The sequence below is a fragment of the Niallia sp. FSL K6-0212 genome, from assembly GCF_038007605.1.
In the GTDB taxonomy this organism is placed as follows: domain Bacteria; phylum Bacillota; class Bacilli; order Bacillales; family Cytobacillaceae; genus Niallia; species Niallia circulans.
In genome coordinates this window covers 2,753,911-2,777,844 of record NZ_JBBOXL010000001.1, presented here as the reverse complement: position 1 = coordinate 2,777,844, position 23,934 = coordinate 2,753,911, and the positions used below count along the sequence as shown (strand labels likewise).

Genomic DNA, 23,934 nt, shown 5'->3' with positions numbered 1-23,934 from the left:
GATGAGCCATTCCTAATATAATCACAGACACAATAGATGTCTTCATCAACCGTTGGCCGACAATATGGAATTTAATTTTAGAGCATATGTATCTTTCTCTTATCTCTATTGCCATTGCAATCGTGATTTCCGTTCCACTAGGAATCTATTTAACTCGCCACAGAAAAATCGCAGACTCCATCATTGGAGTAGCCGGCGTATTTCAAACCATACCAAGTTTGGCATTACTAGTATTTCTAGTACCATTCATCGGTACTGGGAAACTTCCAGCCATTATTGCTTTAACTGTTTATGGTCTATTACCTATTTTGCGCAATACATATCTAGGAATTGTCGGAGTAGAAAAATCTGCAATCGAAGCTGGCGTAGGGATGGGTATGACCAATCGCCAAGTGTTATGGATGGTTGAATTGCCACTATCCTTAAGCGTTATTATGGGAGGAATTCGGACTGCAACAGTATTAATAATCGGGGTGGCAACAATCGCTGGATTAATCGGCGCAGGCGGACTGGGAGATTTGATCTTCCGTGGTTTACAAACCTATAATACTGGCCTTATCCTTGCTGGAGCAATCCCATCTGCCCTTTTGGCGATTATATTTGATTACTTATTAAAACTATTAGAAACAGATGTGACCCCTCAAGGTCTTCAAAATAAAAAAGTGAAAAAAAGCAAAATACGAATCTGGATTGTTGCAGGTTTAATCGTAATCCTTCCACTTTCGACTGTGATTGCCAATTTCAGCAGTGGAAAAAGCGGAAAGGATAGCATCACTATTACTGGAAAAAATTTCACAGAACAAGAAATTATGGTGTACATCATGGGGCATCTCATTGAAGAGCACACAGACTTAAAAGTAAACTATGAATCTTTCCTTGGCGGAACCGCCCCAGCCTTTGAGGGGGTTAATACCGGAAATTATGATATGTATATGGAATATACAGGTACTGGATTATTAAGTATCTTAAAGGAAGATATGGTTAGTGATCCTGACGAAGCCTATGAAATAGTGAAAAAAAGATTTAAAGAAGACTATAATTTAGTTTGGCTAGAGCCATTTGGATTTAACAACACATACACATTAACCATGCGCAAAGAAGATGCGGAAAAGTACAAAATAAAGACTATTTCAGACTTAAAAAAGATCGCACCGGACCTAACCTTAGGATCTGAACCGGAATTCTTAGAAAGAGAAGATGGCTATCCAGGTCTTATCGATACCTATGGAATACAATTTAAAAATACGCAAGCGATGGACTCTGGTATTATGTACAGTGCGATTAAAAACAGTGATGTCGATGTTATTGACGCCTTTTCAACAGACGGCCGTATCCCAGCATTTGATTTACAAGTTCTAGAAGATGATCAGAACTTCTTCCCACCATACTATGCAACACCAGTAATTAGAGCGGAAACATTAGAGAAATATCCAGAATTAGAAGAAGTATTAAGCATGCTTGTCGGAAAAATTGATAATGAAAAAATGCAAGAATTAAATGCAAAAGTAGATATTGATAAAGAGCAATATGAAGATGTTGCGGTCGAATTTTTGAAAGAAGAAGGGCTTATTGATTAGTTTATAAGGCTGATATGTTGGGGTTATAGATTTTCTATAACCCCTTTGTGGTCTTTCAATTCAAACTATCTATCATTCTACCAATTTAAGAATTTCTTCTAAATCATGCTGCTCCACATATGCTTTCGTATCATTTAACATATCATCTGTGAACTGTATTCCTCCAATAACTATATACGTTTTTCCCATACTAGTTAATCGAGCAAGGTGCGTTGCCGCATCACCTTTAAATAGGTCAAGTGGCAGCTGCCGTTTAGTTTCCGTATCATAGATTTTTAATTCTCCACTAGGAATCGTTCCATACAAATTACTATTCATATAAAGTATATATCGCTCATCTAGCCAAACAGCTCCACTTGGATATTCTTGTTCACCAGAGGTAGCGTTCACATTGATTATTTCTTTTAATCCATCTTCTTTCGAATAAACATAGAGCGCCCCACCTGCCTCCCACCCATATTGTGGAGTTAACAAAACTTTTTTTCGAGTAGGTGAATAATCAACAGGCTTCATTTCGCTTGATGCACTATCATGATTAAATGATTCTATAGATCCATCCTCCTTTTTTAATAGCAAAACATATGGTTCGATACTGTAGGATATTCCTTCACTCTCGTTATTTCCGTCTATTTTGCTAGACTTTTCCTCTTTACTATTCCCCTCCTCTGTAATTGATTGAGATCCTGTTTTCGTTTCCTTTTGAACAGAATAATCCCCAATAAAGATAATTGCTAATCCGATGCCAATGGTCACTGCAATCCCCAGAATAAATCCAGCCCATAAATTCTTATTCACTCTTCCTTCCTCTTTCCACTAAAATACAGATTCTGTCTACATTCTCTTATTATAATATACGACTAGATTTTTGTTTATAATTGTATGGACTGTTTAAAAGCAACTAAAAATTTACTTATTCTACTTCCCTTAACATATTATACACTGTTTGATTTATGACTATTTTATAAATAATAAAACTTCCAACTATTAATAGAAGCGACATATATATAATAACGAGAAGATAATAATATAAATAGTAAGAGAGAGGAAAGGTTAAAACTGCGCCCATTAAATACAAAAATATAATAATAAAACTCATTAAAGCAGCAATTAAACAATAAACTACCATTTCTGATGTCAGAAAATAATATAATTTTCTTTTTGACATTCCTAAAGACAGATAAATCCCCCACTCCTTTTTTTGGAGTTGGTATTTACTAAATACGATTATAAACATACTAGTAACTGTAAGAAGAAAAGTAATTATGAAAGAAAATTTTGCAAGGAAACCTAACAACGAAGTTATCTTTGTATCATTTTGGATAAATTCTGGTATGTTCTGTAACAAACTACCAGGTACAGTAGCAATCATCTGATTAACATAATCATCAATCTTCTTTAATTCATTTTCTGTAATATTAGTATCAAGAAATATTCCGAGTTCCATATAACCGTTGAAGAGTTTAGAATTCTGCATTGTATCTTTATCAAAAATAATAGTAAAACCATCATAACTTATTTTGTTTTTGTTATTAATTTGTTTTACATATGTTTCATTGTTAACACTATATACTTCGAACTGTTCTTTTATTTTCTGCAATTTCCCTTCATGCTTTTCCTGTTTAATGAATTCGATTGTTTCTCCTTTCAGATTATTTAAATTTGCATCTTTTCTACCATCCTTATTAGGAACAAAGATCATGATTTTGCCTCGAAATGCTTTATAATCATCCTCTGGGAAAAGTTGTGAAAATTCCTCTTTATCAATAATTTCATATTTAACATTTGGCACAATCCATTTTTGATTATAAGTGATTATTTCTCCCTGATTATCCAACCATTGAGTAATATCTTTTGTTTTTTGCTGTGATGTGATTAATGGAATTACATCTACCATAAAAGGATTCTTCTCAACATATTGAACACCAGGCAGAATCTTTAGATTCGTAACTTGTTGTTCTGAAAAAGTTAACCCCTTCCTTAAAAGGATAGGCAGATTATCTTGCGTGTCAAATCCGTAAACCTCCTGGGAATTTAAATAATAATATTCATCTATATCCCATATACCTTCCGTCTCTTTTTGAAAAATGACAGAAAACAATAAAATAAGTATAGACAAACTTATCATTGCTACAGTTAAAATAAATTGTTTAGGAAACAAAAATAATTGTCTTGTTAACTGTTTTATCTCAAATCTTTTTATATTTTTATTAATTAGTATATTCACAATCGGTATTTTTTCTACTCCATTAATTAACATTTTTATAGATAGATTTCTAGAACGAAATATCTCCCAAAAAGATAGAAATAAAACCATGAAAAAAAGAAAGAGAATCCAACATATACTAAAAGTATAAGTCTGATTTTGATATGTACTTATACCTTCTTTAAAACTCTTATTTATTATTAGGAATTTAAAAACATAATTTAGGGGAACTGCTAAAATCAAACCAGAAAAGAAAAGAATAAATGTTTGAGAAAAGTAAAAAAAATACAGCTGCATTCTTTTTATTCCAAGTGCCTTTAATACCCCAATTTTTCTCCGTTGCGATTTATTAAAATAAGCAAATAAACTGCTTATAGAAAATATCGAAATGAAAAGAATAACCGTTTGATAAAAGATTGAAATATTACGAATAGTATCATAATCTCTTAGGCCTTCCAAAAATAGCTTTTCATTTACAAAACCCTTATCATCATACTCAGCTAATAAATTTTCTGTTTTTTTGAGAGTAGTATTTTTGCCGTCTTCATAGTTAATTAGATAATTCCTTTTACTAGACTTGTCTTTATATTGCTCGCTAATAAAAATATTGGGGAAAGCTAATTCTTTTTGAAATTGAAAAGGTATATACCTTTTCGAGGAATAATTTGAAATAATCCCAACAATTTTTACTTTCCATTGCTTTTCTTTACCATCTAGTGTTATCATGTCTCCAATAGCCCAGCTACTATTAAATAATTTTAAGTATGCGGATTCAATGGCTACTTCATTTTTTCCAATTGGCAACCGTCCCTCCATTACTTTAATTTTCGATAAGTCTACAGCTCCCTTATCCATCCATCCAATTGTAGCGGAATTGGAATTCTCTAAAGGAATCCAATCAATCAATTGGAATTCGCCTATATTTTTTACTTCCTTATTTATTTCAGATTTAGACTTTTCAATACCAACCAGAACTCCACTATTTTTCCCATATTGCAAATAAGATTTTTCCATTAGAGCAGCTCTAATAGCCTCAGATGCTGTAAATATAGAGAGAACAGAAGAAATAATGAGACACAATGCAAGGACTATCAATATAGTCCACTTTCTTCTAGAACATAGAAATTTAAATCCTAATGTAAACACTTAACTCATCTCCTCTAATACACCGTTTTTCATGGAATATAAAAAGTGAGGAACTTGAATTAAATTCTTCTCATGTGTAACTATAATTAAAGAAAGTTCTCTTTCCTTATTAAATTTAGTTAATAAGCTAGTAATACTTTTAGTTGTAATTTGGTCTAAATTACCTGTTGGTTCATCCGCAAATAATATATCTGGTTCAGTTATTAAAGCCCTGGCAATAGCCACTCTTTGCTGCTCCCCACCTGATAGAAAAGTTGGAAGCTTGTTTAAATAAAAGTGAATTCCTAATTCTTGCGAAAGCTCATCAATACTATATTTCAATTGTTTCTCCCTTTTTTTTAATAGTTTCAATGGAAGTTCAATATTCTCTCGAACTGTCAATTCTGGTATTAAATGAAAGGATTGAAATACATAGCCAAATTTATGCCCCCTTATTTCAGCTTGTCTTTGCTCAGGCAAATCATAAAATGATTCATTATTATAATAAACCTTTCCATTTGTAGGAAATTCCAATCCACCTATAATACTTAAAAAAGTCGATTTCCCAGAACCACTTTTTCCTTCGATGACATGAATGGTTCCCTTTTCTACAGTAAAATTCTTTATTTTGATAATTTCCCTATCATCTGAATATTTCTTTGTCATATTAACTACTTTTAAACTTTCCACCATAAAGTTCACCTCCAATATTTTCTATAAATATACTACAATAAATCTAGATAATCGGCCAAAACTTCCCATTCATAACTTAAATCCCTTATATTATTCCTTACTATATTTAAGATATCTAAACTATCAAAATTAACAAATCGGATAATACAGGATATGGTAGTAGAGTTAAAGAATCTGGTACCATTAACCAATAAAACAATAATTTAGTATGAATTAAATACTAATACTTAAAAAGAGCTAATATACATCAACCATAAAGAAATAATTTAGAATTAAAAAAGAGCTAGTCTAAAAACCGAGAGTATGGATTTTAGATAGCTCTTTTAGTTATTTTGTTTTTTAAAAGGAAATATCTACTATTTATCTAGCAAAACGATGGTTTCCAATAGTAACCGTTGCTTCTCGTGAGAAAACCCAGTCACTTGTAGCTGTTTTTGGATTAAAGAAATAAAGAGAACCATTTCCTTTTCCATCTAATGCAATTGCTTCATTAACTGCTCTTTTTGACTCCGCATCAGCTGCCTTATTAATTTCCCCATTTTGAACAGGGGTAAAAGCATAATATCCATTCGATTTTTCATAGATGACATCACGAATAGTATTCGGAAATTGATTACTTTTTACTCTATTCAAAACAACCACTGCTACTGCAACTTTTCCTGCATATGGTTCACCAACAGCCTCAGCGCGAACTAATCTCGCCATTAAATCTTTATCGGCTGGTGAAACAGTGGCATTTGGTAGAATAATATTTTGACCTGTAATTAAGGCTTTGCTATTATTTGCTTTCATTAAATCACCGATTGGAATCCCAAAGCCCTTAGCCACTTTCCAATAAGTATCCCCAGACTGAATCGTTCGATTCGTTGCTGCATCTGCTTTATCGATTAACATAAATGCTGAAATAGATAGCACTAATCCAGCGGCTACTATTAATTTTTTCAAAACTCTTACCTCCTAGTAGTCGTTGTTTCTGGTGTCTTCTATTAGGCTAGCAGATGTAATATTTCGATTCATCGTCCAAAAAGTGGTAAACAAAAGATTGCTAGGTTGATAGCTTACTAGAAAAGAGATTTACAACATGATGGAAGTATTAACCAATCGAGTTAGTTAGCAAATAACATCTAAATTTAGGAAATTTTAGGCAAGATTGTTACAAACCATTTTTATCTGTAACAAAAAATAAGAAGGTACTAAAAAAAATTTAGAGACTCATTTAATGACAAGAAAACTGCTTTTTTAAAAAATCAAGTGCTGGTCCAATTTCTTCTGCAAAATTCCGCCAATTACATTCAATGGAGATTCTGCCATCATAGTTTGCTTTATGTATGTTTCGCACAAACTCAGGATAGGGATACATTCCTGTACCAGGAGCCAGCCTATTCGTATCAGCAACATGGATATGCTGGATAAAATCTCTATATTCATAGAAATTCGTAAGTGGTTCCTTTTCTTCTTCCATATGATAGAAATCAGCCAATATTTTTAAAGATTTTTGATTAAATTCCTTTGACCATGCAGCAGCTTCTGAAATACTATTAATAATATTCGATTCTTTTTTGTTGAGCGGTTCTATTACAATTGTTAAGCTTAATTGGTCCGCCATATCCGATATTGTCGATAAAAAGGCTGCCATTTGTTCTCTGCCCTTTTCTTTCGACAGTCCTTTCGGAAAACTTCTTGCACCACCACTTCCGAATACAATTGTGTCCGCACCTATTCGGCAAACACGTTCTAATGCAGATTTTAAATAATCTTTCACTCGCTGATTATCTACCTTATCTCCCACTATTTTTAAGTCACTTGGCAAAAGAATATTAGAAGCTTCAATAGGTAAAGGTGATGCTTGATATTTTTCTAATATTGTTTTAAATACCTCTTCCTTTTCTTCTGGCATCAAGGAAATAACCGTACATTCGATAAAATCATACCCCGCTTTATCCAATGCCTCTGCCTGATCAATAGCAGCACAGCATCCGAACCTCATAGGATTTCCCCCTTACACAAGAATATTTTTCATATACTTACTAAACTGCTTAAAGGCTATTTCCGGCTCCTCCAATTCAGGACACCACTTTTTTTCCCATTCCAATGTATAGTAGCCATCATACCCGTTCCTTTTTAATAAAGTGTATATGTCTTGTAATGGTATATCCCCATCTCCTAAAAGACAAAGCTGATAGCCTCTTTCTGCTTCCTTTTTTAGATAAGAATCCTTCCAATGGGTATAGGCAACCCATTCCCCAAGATTCTCCCAAGTAACATCAGGCTTTTCGCCAATTGTTCGATAGGGATGATGGATATCCCATAATACTTGCAAATAATCAGAGGAAACTCGCTGAACTAGCTCTTTCACATATCTGCTATCTGTCCAATCATCATGTGTTTCTAGGAGAAGTTTGACATTAATATCCTCTACAATCGCCAAATAATCATGAACATTTTTCTCAGCGATTTCCATTGCTTCTTCTCTCTTCCACTTTCCAACCGCTCCGCCAAATACACGAATATAAGGAGTGTTGAATTTCTTACAGAGCAATGCGTATTCTCTTAATTCCTCTACATACTTCTCATATTCTTCTTGTGATTGAGTAACCAATTTGACTGAACTAGAAAAACACGGAATCTCTAAAGAAGCTTCCTTAAAGAGACGTACCGTTTCTTTTACGTTTGTTGAAAATTCACGAAGCTTATATAGATCAAGTTCTCCTAGCAGCCCACGAAAATCAATGCCTGAATAACCATTTTCCACTGCATGTTGGATAATTGTTTCTAAATTCCAATGAGGACATCCAAGAGTAGTAAAAGCTAATTTCATCTTCTGTACCTCCCACATTTTTCTTATTCTTGAAAAAAAGGACAGACTAATCTGCCCTGTCTTTAATGAGAACCTTTCACATCTAATGTGATCGATGCATGCTTGTTCTTTTTAAAAGTAGATGTCTTAATTCTTTCTTGTAATTTAGCATAAAAAAGATCTTCGTTAATAGGGAGTTCAACCCAATCATCGATCCATGCCGATAAATGCATGGCATTCGAGATTTCCAATCCCTTTATGCCTTCTACACCAGGTCCAAGCAGCTCTGTCCCATTGCGGATAGCATTTACCCAATTTGCTGTGATCCCCTTATGCTGTGTTGCTTCTCCTTTAATAGGAATATCAATTTTCCAGCATTCCGGTTCGCCAAATCCCCCTTTATATTCTTTATTGAACTCCCTTTCCGATTGTCTTAGTCGCCAGAAGGTTAACTTTCCATCCTCTATGACTACTTTTCCGCGATCACCCGATATTTCATAGCGATTCGTTCCAGGAGAATCACCTGTAGATGTAACAAAGACGCCCGTTGCTCCATTTTCATATTCCACATATGCGGTCACATCATCTTCTACTTCAATATCATGAAACTTCCCAAATCCACAAAATGCGCGGACTCGTTTAGGCATTAATCCACTTGTCCATTGCCATAAATCCAGTTGATGCGGATCTTGATTTAGAAGAACTCCGCCTCCTTCCCCAGCCCATGTCGCTCTCCAGCCACCTGAATCATAATAACTTTGTGAACGATACCAATCTGTGATAATCCAGTTTGTTCGTTTAATTTCTCCCACTTCGCCACTTTGCACAAGCTCTCTCAGCTTTTGATATAAGGGATTGGTTCGCTGATTAAACATAATCCCAAATACCTTATCGCTTTTGCTTGCAGTCTCGTTTAATTCCCTTACGTTTTTTGTATATACACCTACAGGTTTTTCAACTAAGACATGAAACCCTTGTTCTAGTGATTGAATCGCCAATGGTGGATGATCATAATGAGGTGTTGCAATAATAACTCCATCCATATCCGAACATTCAAAAAAGCGGTCAACATGATCGAACTGCTGAACATGCTCTCTTAATGTTTCCTTTGCCCATTTCAATCTTTCTGGATTGCTGTCACACACAGCAATTAATTCCGCTCCCTCAATTTCGCCATTATTTAAATACATTGCATGCGAACTTCCCATATTACCAATACCGATAATGCCTATTTTGACTTTAGCCAATCTTCTCCGTCTCCTTCCTAACCTCTCTTTTTCATTTCTAAAGCTTTACTGCAAAAGTCTTGTTAAACGTTTAAGATTTTCTAAACTTATTCGGAGACTATCCATCGGATCTCCTGGACAAATATCTTGTTCAACTGCATACCATTCAACCCCAGCTTTTTTGCACCAATTTAAAATAGGGGGAAAGTCGATCAGCCCTGTACCAACCTCTGCAAAAGTTTGCCTTTCATCATTTGTCATATCTTTTAAATGAATGATTGGCATTCTATTTGCATAGGGTTTAAGAAATTGCAGCGGATCTTTTCCAGCCTTTTTTACCCAGAAAACATCAATTTCCGCAAAAATCTTATTATCGGAAGTAGGCTCCAATAAATATTCCAGCGCTGATTTCCCATCTATGTCTGTATCAAATTCAAAGGCATGATTATGGTAGCTGATGCGAAATTCTGGTGTTTTTTCAGCCACTTCATTCAAAAGCGCCTTTACCCCCTCATACCCGTCTTGATTTCTTACATCCTCTGGTAAAAATGGGCAGACAATATCTTTTGTGTTATATAGCTTTACTTCCTCCACTACTTGTTCTAAATCGTTTTCTAACCGATCAAGCGGGATATGTATTCCAGCTGTGCCTAGATTATTTTCCTGTAAGGCCTTTGCAACTTCATGCGGATCATAGTCAGCAGGTAATGCAGATAGCTGAACCCCGTCCCAGCCCATCTCCTTCAACTCTTTAAATACAGGGGAAATTCCTCTCTTTAATTCTTCTCTTACTGTAAACAATTGGGCAGCAAACTGATTATGCATCGAACTCGCTCCTTTTTTTGTAAAATAAAAGTCGATACCTCTATCTTAATCGCTAAAATGAGAAACACATCAGCTAATCTTGTTCATTATTGGCAATTATTTTACCCCTATTGCTTTTTCAATGTCTTAAGGCAGACGATTTGCTCAATCGTGCACAAAAATAAAAAAGGTATCATTCTTAAGTAAATATAATCTCCTAAAAAAACTACATATCTCCTAAACTTCGATTGGAAACAAGGACTTCATCGATTCTGATTTCCCTCTTCAGCATAGATGATTGGATGATCGCATCAATCATTTGTAAGGAAGGCAGGGCATCTTTGACATGTATATAGTCCCTTCTATTCTCTAGAATACAAGCATAAAAGCCGTCAATCAGTTTTTTATGACTTGCTCCATAATAAAACTTAGAACCATAAAGCTTAGTATCTTCTTCTATCACTATCTTACCGCCATTATCATCTAGCATCGTTAGCCTATTGTCCTTAATGGTCAACTTTTGATTTTCGCAGACGATTTGAAGCTCTACACTTGAGTTATTTCCATTCGCGTTTGTAGCAAAAAAGAACCCATTAATCCCATTTTTGAAAACTATTCTGGCTGCTGCCGTATCTTCCGTTTCAATGCCATAATCAAGAAGCTGGTCAACAGTTCCTCTTATTGTCGCTATTTCCCCTCCCAAAAGCTGCATTAAATCTAAAGTGTGAATCGCTTGATTAATCATGACTCCCCCACCAGCTAAGTCTAATTTCCCGCGCCACGGCTTATTGTCATAATAGGATTTTGTCCTTGCCCAAGTGACGATCCCTTTGATCCCTACGATTTTTCCATACTTATTTTCTGCGATAATCTGCCGTAGTTTTTCAACCGTTTCATTCAAGCGATTTTGAAAACAAATAGCGATTTTCACTTGTTTGTTGTCCTCTTCAAGTTTCAGTAGTTCAAGACCTTCTTCTGTGTGTAAAGCCAGTGGCTTTTCTTGCAAGACATGGATGCCTTTTTCCACACAAGCTTTTGTCACTGGATAATGAAGATAATGTGGTAAACAAATATGTACACAATCTAACGTTTCCTTTTCAAGCATTTCTTGGTAATCTGTATAAAAATTTACCCCCTGCACACTCTCCCTTCGTGTTTCATCGATATCACTTACTGCTACTAACTCAGCTGTTGGGTTTGCTTGAATAGCAGAGAGATGAATACTCGATATATCACCGAGACCAATCACAGCTATTTTTAACATTAGACATGCTCCTCCTTTTATAAAAAACAGGCAGACTGGATACACCTTTTTTTTTTTAGTTTCTAGTATCCCATCTGCCTCATTCCTGCAATTTAAAGTCTATCTTCTAGCGGTTTTTGACCCACTCCGTACTTTCCTTTTGCGCTTTTTCCAGCGCATCTTCTGCACTTCTTTTTCCTGTTAATGCTGCTTCAATTTCAGACGTTAAAATATAACGTGGCTGTGAAGAGCCCCATGGATATCTTGGTGTCATAGGAGTAGACATCGCTTCAAACACTGAAAGCATCAAAGGTTGTTCTTTCACACTATCCCATTCTGTTGCTGATTTCACAGATGGTACTAAACCAAGTTCTTCGTAGACATATTTTTGAACAAAATCACTTGTAGCAAATTTAAGCCACTCCCAGGCTAATTCTTTGTTCTTGCTGTCTTTGGCAATGGTAATTGGACTTCCTGCAAATAATCCGCCTTGCCCATCATCATTCTTGAACTCTTGCGAAATGGCAATTCGATCGCCAAGTCCTTGAGCATAGGCTGGTTTTACCGTATCGCCAGGTCCCTGGTTTAGCATAATCGCAATATTATTTTCTTTTGTTAACCATTTTTCATTGCCTTGGTTACTCACAATGCCTTTAGGAGCATAATTTTGCATATCTAGTAGCCAATTTAAGCCATTCAGCATTTCTTTTGAATTAAAAGCAAATTCAACCTCATCCCAGGCAAATCCAGTTCCCCACTGTCCGTTTTGTCCTTCCGCCAAATCGACTAAAGTGAAGGCAGAAGACCAGTCACCCCGGAACCAAATCCCATAGTTTTGCTCCCCTGTTTTCGGATTTTTCCCAGTCATTTGTTTCGCCTTTTCTGCTACTTCCTCCATTGTTGGATACTCAGACAAATATTCTACTCCCCATTCATCAAATAACTGTTTATCATAGCTAATAAAACGTGCATCACCCAAAAATGGAAGTCCGAAAATATCTAACTCCTTACTATCTGGACCTAATGCTTTCCACCCTTCTACTTGATTATCAATAAAATTATCTAAATCAAATTCTGGATCTTTCTCAATCCATGGCTGCAATGGTTCTAGAACACCTTGTGGAGCAAAATCAGCAACACCTGGCATTTGATACACATCTGCTTCCCCTGACGTAATCATTGCTTGGGTTTTCTCCGTGTATCCTTCCCAAGGCATCAGAACGAATTTCACTGTGGCGCCAGGATGCTGCTTTTCAAATTCTTCTTTCAGCACTTTTACTCCTTTTACTGAATCACCTGTAATCGGATCTGTCTTGTCTTCCATCGCGAAATCACCAATCATCATAACGGTTATTTGCTGTCCTGCCCATTCTCCATCCTTATCGGAACCTGAAGAACTTCCTGATTTAGAACTACACCCAGCAAGCGCAGCACTTATTACCATCATCCATGCCAAAGCAAATGCAGCCGTCTTAGAAAATAACCTCTTTTTCATTTTCCAACCCCCAATTTATTTGAATGATCTATTCCCCTTTGACACCACTCAATGCAATACTCTGGATAATATATTTTTGTAAAAATAAATACACAATGACAATTGGTAATACACTTACTGTTGCTAGGGCCATCGTTAACCCGCCGAGACTGGACCCATTTTCCAGCGAGAAACTCGCTAAATAAAGCGGAATCGTCTGCAAATTCAAATCATTAATAACAACTAATGGCCACATAAAATCATTCCAGCTCCAGATGAACGATAAAATGACCATTGTTGCTGCTATCGGACCTGCCAGCGGCAAATACACACGGAAGAAAATTTTAAATTCTCCCGCCCCGTCAATTTGTGCCGCTTCCCTTAATGTATCTGGCAGCTGATCGAAAAACTGTTTACATAGAAAAATAAGCATTCCACTAATAACGGATGGAAGAATTAAGGGCCAAAAAGTATTTAATAAGCCAAGTTGATTAAAAAAAGTATATAAAGGGATTAACCGTGGTTCCATTGGAATCATTAATGTACAAAGAACGATGACAAACAAGACTCTCTTCCCCTTGAATTTCCCTTTTGAGAATGCATACCCCGCTAATAAAGAAGCAGATACACTTAAAAAGACAGAACTTACGGTTACAATGGCGGAATTAAGATAAGCTTGGATAAGTCTCCCATTCTCAAAAACGATCCCATAATTGAAGGATGAAACTGCTTCTGGTATTAGCCGCGGCGGAAAAGGCATGACAATATTAGCCGTTCGATCAAACCCTACGCTGATCATCCAAACAAATGGCGCCATCAAAACTACTCCAAACACAAATAGTACAATATACTTTAGAATAACTGTCGTTCTTTCCAGCTTTTTCATGGAGATCGTATTTTTCATCGTCTCCCTCCCCACTAAATTAGATTTTCATTTTCGACATTTTTAAGTTGATAAACGTAAAAATTAAAATAATAATGAACATAATATATGTGGCAGCTGAGGCAATCCCGAATTCAAAACCGGTAAACCCACGCTCGTAAATAAAGGCTCCCATTGTTTGTATAGAACGAGCAGGGCTTCCATTTGGTCCTCCTATTACATACACCTCATTAAAACGTTGCAGCGCTCCAATCCAGCCTGTTATTAATAAGAAAGCAAAGGTACCCGTCATATTAGGAATCGTAATGAACAGCCACTGCTGTAACCCACTTGCTCCATCAATTTTTGCAGCTTCATACATTTCTGAAGGAATCGCTTGAAGATTAGCAAGACATATAATGATAACAAAGCCAATCCAATGCCAAACAGCCAGCAGTATAACGCCCCATTTAGAAGTACTAGGCTCAGAAAACCACCCTGGAGTCGGCAGTCCCATAGAGTCTAACGCGAAATTAACAATTCCCATTTCTGGATGTAAAACAAATTGAAAGATCATGGCCGCAGCAACAATTGAAGTAACATTGGGCAAGAAGTAGATAACTTTAAAGAAATTTTTTCCCTTTCCAACAGAGTTAATTAAGGTAGCAAAAATGAATCCTAAGGGAATGGTGATTAGCACTTGAAATATTCCGATAAAAAAAGTATTCCAAACAGCATTCCAAAATGGTCCTGATGTTAAGACCGTGCGAAAATTATCTAAACCCGTAAAGCTTTCTATTGTTCCATTTGATTTAAAAAAACTTAATCTAAATGATTCAACAACTGGATAAACCATAAACAGCAAAATCCCTAAAAAACTAGGAATTAAGAAAATATACCATGTCCATTGTGTCGTTCTTCTTTTCTTTTTCTTCTTCGCAGCCTCCATGTACATACTGGTTTCCGTAGCCGTAACATGATTATTTTCCATAAAATCTCCTTTCCTTAATGGATTGGTTTTCCTTTTCTCTCATTATGACAACGCTTTCAATTTTATAGAAATAATCACGAGATACTAACAATATCTCGCATGCTCATTTCTATAAACAATACTATTACTTTTATCGAGGTTACGTGTTTATGTTCCCTTCTGATTCCATTGTATGAAAGTTATCTACTTTTAACGTGGATAGAATTGTGTAATCTGATGAAGAAATTGTTTTTTATTGCTCTTTTAAATAATCATATTTAAAAATCGGTGCTGTAGAGACATTGTGGGAGAATTTAGCTTAATTCGTGTTTTTCATACTAATGGCTTTGCTATTACGGTATTCTGTAGGAGTTAGTTTCATTTGTTTTCGAAAAAAACGACTGAAATGAGAGGAATCTTCAAATCCTGATTCAAGAGATACTTCAAGAATCGATTTGTCTGGATGTATCTCCAGCAAATATTTGGCGCGGTTTATTCGACAGCTCATGATATATTGCATAATTGTATATCCTGTTACATCTTTAAAAATTCTCGACATATAATACTTGCTAATATTTAAATGATGGGCAATATCATCTAAAGTGATTGGTTCACAGAAATGCGTATCAATCCATTCAATCATTTTTTTGACATGAAGATTTTTATCAGATTCAGCATGAATATTATGTTCAAGTTGCTGCTTACTTAACTCATAAACCTTAAATAAAAGCTGCATCAGCATCGCTGTTAACTCTCCCACTTGGAAGCGATCGTCGACTGCGTTTTCTTCCTTGGATCTTTTCACTTTCTCTGCCAATTTCTTTATTAATGCTTTTACTTCAGCAGACTGTCCTTTATCTTTTATATGAAATAAAGTATTGCTCAATTGATTAAATGGCGATAACAATTCCGGGACATTTAAATTGTTTAAAAGTGGACGCAGCCATTCGGAAGAAAATTCAATCACACTGCGCTCATAATAAGCGCCAGGCTCAGGATAAGCTCGATGTAATGTTAAGCCATTCATAATAATTAAGTCATCCTCCTGTAAACGATAAATCCGATCACCAATTAAATATTTACATTCTCCCCCATGAAAGTAGTATATTTCATACCTATCATGAGAGTGGTAACTAAAATCTTCATAAGTTTCCACCTTATCCATTAAACGATAGAGTGCGATTATTTTTTCCGTCATCCTTAACCCCTCCTATTTAAAACGTTTTCAAAACATTAAAAATAAACTTGCCACCATCCCCAACTAATATCTTTGCTGAAAATTTTTCTTTTATTTATTCTCTATTCTTATGATAGTCACCTTTTAAAATTACAAAATTAATGTATATGAATTTTGTATTGCTTATTCCATATAAATAAAATGGAAATGCTAACTGAAGATTTTTAAACTCTCAAAATTGTTCTCTTTTAGAAAAATGAAATTTGTCCTAAACTACTTACTTTAAATGTAACCTCACTTTTCTCCCTTGTTTCTTCATTTAACACTCCACAACCAATAAAACGAGTACTTTTTACCACCAGTCTTATTAATCCTTTGCAGAAAAATAGAAAAAGCCTTTCAAAATGTAATTAACCGTTCTGAAAGGCTCTCTCCTAATTACAGTACCAACACTGCATATTAATCTCTTGATGCATCATAATATATTTTTTAAAAGTAGTAAATTTAATTATATATTCAATTTATAGTAGTGTAAGAGTATTTTCATACTAAGAACCCCCACTTATAGAGTGAGGGTCTTGATTGTGTATAACTACCTCGCTTAAAAGTAGTTATGTGACTATTATACTACGAACAAGGAATATATGACCATAACTGGTAATGTTAGATTGTTGCACCTTTTAATCCACGTAATGCTTTATTGTTACATTCCCCTTCTATCTATAAAGGTAACAGCAAATGAAATACTATAATACCAACGGGATAGATCCAAAGCAGCCACTTAATGGTTCCCACATTAATTCTTTTAGAAATACCTTGGAATATTTCCGGTATGAAGATAAAGAAAACCTGACATGCTATTCTTAATTTCTGCCCGTCACTAAAAGGAATGAATTCAAATCCGTCTGCAGCATTCCCATCAAAATTACCTAAATACATAAGGAAGTTTTCAATCGGCAATACCAAACAAAGCAATATACGGCTTATTTGTACAACCGGACTTAGCTTTTTCTTTTTTAACCCTTTACAGGATAAAATAATTCCTGCAATGGCTAGAAGTAATGTACCCGAACTTAAATATACTTGCTCAGTGATATATTTCAATAAAAACCCTATTAAAAACATAATATCTCCTTTAAGTTTTTATATACTCACCCTATATCATTAAATAATACGCAGCATTTTGCATGAAAGTACCTCACCGTAATCGGTACGGGTTACTAATGACTATCAACCAAAAATATGGTCTTCTTGTGACATGGGATGGATTAATAATTCATCTTGTATTTTTTCAATGTTCCCCATTTTTTGATTGCACAGGAAATCTCATAACAGCTTTTAGACCTTTTTGGTTTGTGCCTTTTGAAAGAATGAGGTGACCATGGTGAGCCTGAAGAATTCTTGCTACCATCGGAAGCCCCAGACCATGTCCTTGATCATCAGTTTGCTTTCTCGTTGATGAATAAGGCAACTCGGTTATCTCCGCCAATTTTTCTTGCGGAATTCCTCGTCCATTATCACTTACAACAAAAAAATATCGGGAGGAATCTTCGGATAGAAAAGTTTCCAGTATGATTTTACAGCCTTGTGGGTTATGTCGCACACTGTTATTAACAAGATTTCTGATAGCCCTAAGTAATAATTTCTCGTCTCCAGTGATTTTAACTGCTTCTTCGGCAAGCTTCAATTCAATCTCATACTGGTCGTCTAATCCACTATTCAGAAATTCCGCAACAACTTGTCTTGCCAATACTGACAGACGGATACTCTTCAAATGCAAAGGCTGCATTTCATATTCGAGCATCGAGACCAAATTCAAGTCGCTTACAAGTGATCGTAGCTTCTCACCCTGTCGCCTAATAATACCAGCCTGATACCTTTGCTCCATAGGCAACTCTGAACCATCTTCCATCTCGCTTGCATAGCCGAGGATCATAGATAGAGGTGTACGAATATCATGGGAGATTCCAGCGATCCAGTTAGAACGAGCTTCGTCTTTTGTCTTCAATGCATCCGTCTTTTTTTGAAGCTTATCCGATGCAGCATTAATGCTATGTGCCAAATCACCAAATATGCCTTTGGAATCTAACTGAATTTTCTCCTCCCTTGCTAGTTTGTGGACACCCTCTACAAGGGGACGTATTCCTCTTATAAGACGCATACCAATCAGAACTGAGATTAGTAGAGCCAGGGCCACATTAACAACTAGCAGCAGAATAAGCTTAAGAGGTAATGAACTCACCCAATCAGAAAGAAAGTCAAATTGATACTTCCAATGACTTTCCTTGGGGTATCCCACCACAACCAATCCATCATCATGCTCCCAAACATAAACCGGATATTCCATAAGATAATACCGTGAAAACTTGGCTACATCGACTAGGTTGTAGGTTTGTGGAACATCATCAGGCAGGTGATAATCCCATCGCACATGCCCATCTTCATCAAGCAGCATTGCCCATAATTGATTGCGCTTCAACAGCATTGCTACATTCTCATCTATACGATAGCTATCGTTCTGTTTGCCTAGACCTTCGGCTACTTGCCGAAGCATATCTTCAGGTGACGGACTTTGGTTAATTTCCTTGAATACCAGTGTCCCTAACAGAACCAAATTAAATATAAGCAAAAATATCGAGATAAAGATGGTGGTGGTGACGAACCGTCGCAAAATGCGAATAATCCCTTCCACCTAATCTGTCTCCTGTAGTAGAAGTTTATATCCCAGTCCCCTAACAGTAATAAGATGGATTGGTTTAGAGGGATCTAGTTCAATTTTTTCACGGACTCGCCTAATATGAACCATCAATGTATTTTCGTAACCATAGCTGTCGTCTCCCCAGGCAGCCTGACATAACGCATCACTCGTAACAATTTTCCCCTCGTTTTCGTACAACTTTACAAGAATAGCATGTTCCTTCGCAGTCAATGAAAACTCTTTCTGGTCACTGTAGCTTTGCACAATAGCGCTCTCCAAATTAATTATACGATCCCCCAACTGGAAAACAGATAGTTGCTCTGTCACAGGAGAAGCGTAAACACGCTTTAAGATTGCCATAAGCCGTAATATTAGCTCGCGGGGTAGAAATGGTTTCACAATATAATCATCTGCGCCTAAACCCAGTCCGAGCAAACGGTCTTCATCCTCTCCACGGGCAGAGAGAAAAAGCACCGGTATATCCGAGAGCTGTCTGATAGAAGACAGAAGGGAAAATCCGTCACCATCGGGTAACATAACATCAAGAATCGCAATATCAGGTTTGTCTGTTTTGAAAAAAGACAAAGTCGAAGCACAGTCAATAGCAGTAAAAACGCGAAAAAACCCCTCTTTCCTTAAAAATTTTTCAATCATTATTCTGATTTCAGGTTCATCATCTACAATTAATATCTTTTTTTCTTTTAAATTCGCCAATCTACATCACCCAATTTTATTATACATGCTTAAGAAAATAATTAATATTCTTTCAATTCCTAAGTTAAGACAGAAGTGAATGTTGAGTAATAAAAAGCTAAGACATGCCTTTCATTTTTACGTTTATAATGATTAAGGTGGTCATTTTTTGTATCGTTATCTCAACTAGATATCTTTGAGAAAGACCTTTTCTTCTTAAATCTTTTTACTTTCGATATCGCTGTTTTACTGCTTCAGGTAGCCCCTCGAAGTCTATCTCTTCCCAATGTGTAACTCCCCGAAACCCCGTGTGATATAGTTGAATATAAGCCCCTTCCCTCAATTGTTTCCCAGCGGAAAACTCAAGTTTTTTTTCTTCTCCTTTTTCGTTATAGGCAGCTAGTTCATAATCGTAACGTTCATTGTCATCTTGAACACCGGAACCAGTTATCATAGTATAGTAGACGGTTTTTCCAGCAGGGTTATCAGGTTTCAACTTTTCTGGATTCATGAAGAACATCCACAAGCAAATCCCAATTATGATGACGAGCCCCAGCATTAGCAATATTTTTTTCATCACAAATTCCTCCTAAGCCCAATCAGGATGATACAATATCTTTATTTTTCAATCGATGAATAAAGATAGACGCAAAAATAACAACAAAAGCCATGTTCATTGCCCAAAATTGAATGTTTTGTAAGCCAGTAAGCTTATCCTGGCTTAACACGCTCATACCAATGGTGAGTAGCGAGAAAGGGAAAAGCAGGCCCAACTTTGCAATATACATGCCCAGACCGATAAAGACTGCGAGAAGGCTAATACCAATAGGTGTAGCAAAGCTCCGAATTCGCAGCGATAAGCATAATTGAAAGGCAATAATAGATAAAGAAGCATACCACCCACGTATTATCCAACCCAAAGTCTCAATAGGGAAAGGTCCGGGTAAAGAAAATAGGATGCCTGCAATTAAATAAAGTCCCATAAACAACGCTTGTGCAAATAAGATTAAAATGCTAACAACAAACAATTTGGCAATAAACACACTTGCAGCCGATACAGGAGAGGTCATTACCATATGCCAATTCCGGTTTAGGTTCTCCAGCCTGCATACATATGCACAACAAATAGCTATCAAGATTGGTAGGAAAAACTCACCATAAAAAAGGCTCACTTGTGTCCATAAGCTATACCATCCATTTTGCAGAACACCTTGGTTAAAATAATAATTTGCACCTCCAGTTAAAAGGCTTAGGATAGGAAGTACAGCAAGTACAAGACCAATCCGGGTATGCCTTAATTTCAACCATTCAGCAGAAATACTTCGTTCCATCTACTTCCCTCCCTAAATTTCCTGCCGGTTTACATGAATATTTCCGGCAATATAGAGTAGAACAGTCATAATCAATGCAGCCACAGCAATTTCGATATCTATAGGTTGCATTATATAAGTGCCAGAAGACTCGGCGTATCGAAAAGTAACTGGACTGATATCCAAATAATAAGACCATATAAAAATATGTCTAAGAGCAGCTGGTATCAATCCAGCGGTCATTCCAATAAAGCCACCCACCATGCCCAAACATAAAGCAAAGGCTTGATTTTTTATAGCAAAGGAAATCCATTGCTGAAGTGCCGTAACAGCGAGTGTTGTCAACAAAGTCCCCATAATAAACTGGCTGAAAAATTCGATAGGTGACCCAGGAAAGTCATTTATCAGTCCAAACACAATCATGAGTACAGTTTGTGTAAAGATGCCAAACAAGAGCAAGCTGTTAGCACATATATACTTCGCTATATAGAGATGATTACGGCTTACATTGGTAGCAACAAGCATTTTCCATGTAGACCCTTTATGCTCCATATCACAAATTCGTGAGACCACAATGGCTGAAATAATAGGCATAAAAAGCCCATTCATAGAGGATGCATTAAAAATGATAGATTCCCAGATGGCGTGATTTGGATTACTAGCAATGGATCGACTAATAGACATGAAGGCCCACAGCATTTCTACAATAAGAAATAACAGAATCATCATCCATATTTTTTTGCGGCGAATTTTGAAATATTCCAATCCTAATGTTTTAATCACAAGCTTCGCTCCTTTCCTGTCAACTCTAAGAAAATATCTTCCAGACTTTTTTTCTGTTCCTCGATCCGTGAGACAGGAATGTTATGTTCAACAAGTAATCTATTCATTTCTGCCACCTCCATATCCTCAAGATGACCTAACCATAGCCGACTTCCGGTTATAGCTGGACTGTAACCCTTAGTAATAAGTAATTGTTCCGCTTTGGCATTGTCTCCAGTTTTCAGATAGATTGTAGAACTGCTTTTTTGTCGAAGGCTTGTCATGCTACCCTGGAACAGCATATTCCCTTCATCGATAATACCTACAGTAGTAGCTATCTGATCAATCTCTGAGAGTAGGTGGCTGGAGAGTAACACAGTTATCCCATAGCGTGTAGGGAGGGCTTTAATAAGTTCTCTAATTTCACCAATGCCTGCGGGATCGAGACCGTTCGTCGGCTCGTCAAGAATCAGTAGCTTGGGGAATGAAAGAAGAGCCATTGCAATTCCTAGTCGTTGTTTCATCCCAAGCGAATATTGCTGTGTCTTTTTGTTTTTCTGATTTTCCAGCCGTACAATACGAAGTACCTCATCTACATTTTTATCTGGTACATTTCTCAGGCGCTGCATGACCTTCATATTCTCAAGCCCTGTTAGATGTCCATAGTAGGAGGGTGACTCAATTAACGATCCGGTCCTTTGCAGAATAGATTGACGTTGCTTTTCAAGACTCTCACCAAAAATTTTGATTGTCCCTTCCGACTTCTTGATAAGTCCGAGTAGCATTTTTAGCGTGGTTGTTTTCCCCGCACCATTTGGACCTAAAAAACCATAAATTTCTCCTTCACGAACATAAAGGTCAAGTTTATTTACACTGTTAACAGCCCCATATGTTTTAGTCAGATTTTGCGTTTGTACAATAGTTACCGCACTCATTATCAAATCAGCTCCATTTAAATCATATTTTTTGATATTTCTCCCCTGTTTCAAAAGTAATGAACCAACCTTTCCTCAATCTAAAGAGAACCTTACATCAACCTTAAATCAATTAGTGTTGCATTAATTTTTCTCTAATCGGAGCTAGAATTCTTCCTGTTTACATGCCCATCTTAAAAAAGGGACGATTATCGCGCACTTGCATTTGCATAGGAATTCCTTAACCTTAGGAAAATAAAGAGCAACAAGGCGTGGAAAACTTCCACAACATATGCTTTAACATAAATAAAGCCGATTCTTCCTACGCTAAGGAATCATCGGCATATACACAGGGCATTAACTTGTCTATTTTGGTTCTACCACTCTTATTTTTTAACATAGGAATAGAAAATTGATCTTCCATTTGTATCATTAATCTTGCTAACTAATGTTCATTTTGAAATATCATTAAACATTCAAGATAAGCGCTTTTTAACCTCGTATGATTTCATGTAAAAGATTAATCAATAGTTATTTGTTTTCCTGTTGACTTAATATCGAACTTTTCCTTTTTATAAAGTTAATATCCAATCATAGACATCATCGAGATAAATCCACTTATCTTCCATTCTTTTGGGAATTCTATTTCTTCCTCCAAAATTTTATATAGCTTTTCTTTGGCCGTTTCAATTGGTCCAAGTCCATATATATTGATGTTTTACCTTCTTCCCCTCTCTATAAGATTTACGAATATACAAATACACCTTTCCTTTAGGTTTCTTAGTTAAGTAACCCACCCTAGGAAAAGTATTAAGAGTGCAACTTTAGTCAAACTAGAAATACCTTAATGAGAGATTTTTTTGGTGGATATTCTAAATATAAATATTTCTTTTCCAGTGCCTTTTTCGGTGACACAATTGATACATTATAGTAAACTATATATAAACTTAATAAAAATATTATCAAATTATACACAACAATTAACCATATAATGAACAGGAGAGTGAAGCTCATGCCCTTAATCAAACTAGATATGCTGGAAGGCAGAACAGAAAATGAAATAAGACAAATTCTGGATGTGACTCACGATGTGATGGTACGCAATTTTCAAGTTCCTGAACGAGATCGCTATCAAATTGTCTCGCAGCATAAACCGTATGAAATGATTATTCAAGACACTGGTTTAGGATTTGAACGTTCAGAAAAGGTGCTTGTTTTTACCATTACAAGCAGAGAAAGAAAACAAGAACATAAACAGAAGTTTTATCAGGAATTAACTGAAGAGTTAGAGGCCAAATGTGGTATCGCTCCAAATGATGTAATGGTTTCATTCATGGTTAATGGAGACGATGACTGGAGTTTTGGATTTGGTGAAGCACAATTCCTTACTGGGAAACTATAAAACG

22 protein-coding genes are annotated in these 23,934 nt (G+C 36.0%); 2 read left to right on the top strand and 20 right to left on the bottom strand.

Going from position 1 to position 23,934, the window contains the following annotated elements; genetic code table 11:
* Window positions 1–86: 86 nt before the first annotated feature.
* Window positions 87–1,577: a glycine betaine ABC transporter substrate-binding protein gene (locus MHH96_RS13110; RefSeq protein WP_082138280.1), complete on the top strand. Its 1,491-nt coding sequence runs from the start codon at window positions 87–89 to the stop codon at window positions 1,575–1,577.
* 72 nt (window positions 1,578–1,649) lie between these two features.
* Here the strand turns inward: MHH96_RS13110 and MHH96_RS13105 are convergent, their stop codons facing one another.
* The 20 genes from MHH96_RS13105 to MHH96_RS13010 all read right to left on the bottom strand — a co-directional run bounded on the left by MHH96_RS13105 (window position 1,650) and on the right by MHH96_RS13010 (window position 22,549).
* Complete coding sequence (locus tag MHH96_RS13105; protein WP_144544452.1) at window positions 1,650–2,372, bottom strand: hypothetical protein; 723 nt, start codon at window positions 2,370–2,372, stop codon at window positions 1,650–1,652.
* A gap of 115 nt (window positions 2,373–2,487) precedes the next feature.
* Window positions 2,488–4,926, bottom strand: a complete 2,439-nt coding sequence (locus MHH96_RS13100) for an ABC transporter permease (protein WP_047941502.1) — start codon at window positions 4,924–4,926, stop codon at window positions 2,488–2,490.
* Window positions 4,927–5,598, bottom strand: a complete 672-nt coding sequence (locus MHH96_RS13095) for an ABC transporter ATP-binding protein (RefSeq protein WP_341117541.1) — start codon at window positions 5,596–5,598, stop codon at window positions 4,927–4,929.
* Between the two features lie 360 nt (window positions 5,599–5,958).
* Complete coding sequence (locus MHH96_RS13090) at window positions 5,959–6,492, bottom strand: cell wall hydrolase (protein ID WP_047941620.1); 534 nt, start codon at window positions 6,490–6,492, stop codon at window positions 5,959–5,961.
* A gap of 322 nt (window positions 6,493–6,814) precedes the next feature.
* Entirely contained in the window at window positions 6,815–7,585 is a 771-nt protein-coding gene (locus MHH96_RS13085; protein ID WP_144544458.1) for a TIM barrel protein, read from the bottom strand.
* Between the two features lie 12 nt (window positions 7,586–7,597).
* Window positions 7,598–8,416: a sugar phosphate isomerase/epimerase family protein gene (locus MHH96_RS13080; RefSeq protein ID WP_047941499.1), complete on the bottom strand. Its 819-nt coding sequence runs from the start codon at window positions 8,414–8,416 to the stop codon at window positions 7,598–7,600.
* A 62-nt stretch (window positions 8,417–8,478) separates the two neighbouring features.
* Window positions 8,479–9,642 (bottom strand): Gfo/Idh/MocA family protein, encoded by a 1,164-nt coding sequence (locus MHH96_RS13075; RefSeq protein WP_047941498.1) that lies wholly within the window; start codon window positions 9,640–9,642, stop codon window positions 8,479–8,481.
* Window positions 9,643–9,687: 45 nt separating this feature from the next.
* Complete coding sequence (locus tag MHH96_RS13070) at window positions 9,688–10,446, bottom strand: sugar phosphate isomerase/epimerase family protein (protein ID WP_047941497.1); 759 nt, start codon at window positions 10,444–10,446, stop codon at window positions 9,688–9,690.
* A 205-nt stretch (window positions 10,447–10,651) separates the two neighbouring features.
* The gene (locus MHH96_RS13065) at window positions 10,652–11,689 is read right to left on the bottom strand and encodes a Gfo/Idh/MocA family protein (protein ID WP_047941496.1); all 1,038 of its coding nucleotides are present in this window, start codon (window positions 11,687–11,689) and stop codon (window positions 10,652–10,654) included.
* Between the two features lie 106 nt (window positions 11,690–11,795).
* Window positions 11,796–13,163, bottom strand: coding sequence for an extracellular solute-binding protein (locus MHH96_RS13060; RefSeq protein WP_047941495.1), 1,368 nt, complete (start codon window positions 13,161–13,163; stop codon window positions 11,796–11,798).
* A gap of 28 nt (window positions 13,164–13,191) precedes the next feature.
* Window positions 13,192–14,046 carry a carbohydrate ABC transporter permease gene (locus MHH96_RS13055; protein ID WP_047941494.1) on the bottom strand — a complete coding sequence of 285 codons (855 nt, stop codon included), beginning with the start codon at window positions 14,044–14,046 and terminating at the stop codon, window positions 13,192–13,194.
* A gap of 19 nt (window positions 14,047–14,065) precedes the next feature.
* Complete coding sequence (locus MHH96_RS13050) at window positions 14,066–14,995, bottom strand: carbohydrate ABC transporter permease (protein WP_061799779.1); 930 nt, start codon at window positions 14,993–14,995, stop codon at window positions 14,066–14,068.
* 298 nt (window positions 14,996–15,293) lie between these two features.
* Window positions 15,294–16,172 carry an AraC family transcriptional regulator gene (locus MHH96_RS13045; protein WP_336045329.1) on the bottom strand — a complete coding sequence of 293 codons (879 nt, stop codon included), beginning with the start codon at window positions 16,170–16,172 and terminating at the stop codon, window positions 15,294–15,296.
* Between the two features lie 699 nt (window positions 16,173–16,871).
* Window positions 16,872–17,276, bottom strand: a complete 405-nt coding sequence (locus MHH96_RS13040; RefSeq protein ID WP_047941492.1) for a hypothetical protein — start codon at window positions 17,274–17,276, stop codon at window positions 16,872–16,874.
* 166 nt (window positions 17,277–17,442) lie between these two features.
* Window positions 17,443–18,843, bottom strand: coding sequence for a sensor histidine kinase (locus MHH96_RS13035; protein WP_047941491.1), 1,401 nt, complete (start codon window positions 18,841–18,843; stop codon window positions 17,443–17,445).
* Complete coding sequence (locus MHH96_RS13030; RefSeq protein WP_047941490.1) at window positions 18,844–19,563, bottom strand: response regulator transcription factor; 720 nt, start codon at window positions 19,561–19,563, stop codon at window positions 18,844–18,846. It lies immediately after the preceding gene.
* Between the two features lie 205 nt (window positions 19,564–19,768).
* Window positions 19,769–20,119 (bottom strand): YxeA family protein, encoded by a 351-nt coding sequence (locus MHH96_RS13025; RefSeq protein ID WP_047941489.1) that lies wholly within the window; start codon window positions 20,117–20,119, stop codon window positions 19,769–19,771.
* A 22-nt stretch (window positions 20,120–20,141) separates the two neighbouring features.
* The gene (locus MHH96_RS13020; RefSeq protein WP_047941488.1) at window positions 20,142–20,873 is read right to left on the bottom strand and encodes an ABC transporter permease; all 732 of its coding nucleotides are present in this window, start codon (window positions 20,871–20,873) and stop codon (window positions 20,142–20,144) included.
* A 12-nt stretch (window positions 20,874–20,885) separates the two neighbouring features.
* Window positions 20,886–21,635, bottom strand: a complete 750-nt coding sequence (locus MHH96_RS13015) for an ABC transporter permease (RefSeq protein ID WP_341117535.1) — start codon at window positions 21,633–21,635, stop codon at window positions 20,886–20,888.
* The gene (locus tag MHH96_RS13010; RefSeq protein ID WP_336044940.1) at window positions 21,632–22,549 is read right to left on the bottom strand and encodes an ABC transporter ATP-binding protein; all 918 of its coding nucleotides are present in this window, start codon (window positions 22,547–22,549) and stop codon (window positions 21,632–21,634) included. The genes MHH96_RS13015 and MHH96_RS13010 overlap by 4 nt, the downstream gene beginning before the upstream one ends.
* Window positions 22,550–23,540: 991 nt before the next feature.
* Between MHH96_RS13010 and MHH96_RS13005 the strand changes: the two genes are divergently transcribed.
* Window positions 23,541–23,930, top strand: coding sequence for a tautomerase family protein (locus MHH96_RS13005; protein WP_336044938.1), 390 nt, complete (start codon window positions 23,541–23,543; stop codon window positions 23,928–23,930).
* Window positions 23,931–23,934: the final 4 nt, after the last annotated feature.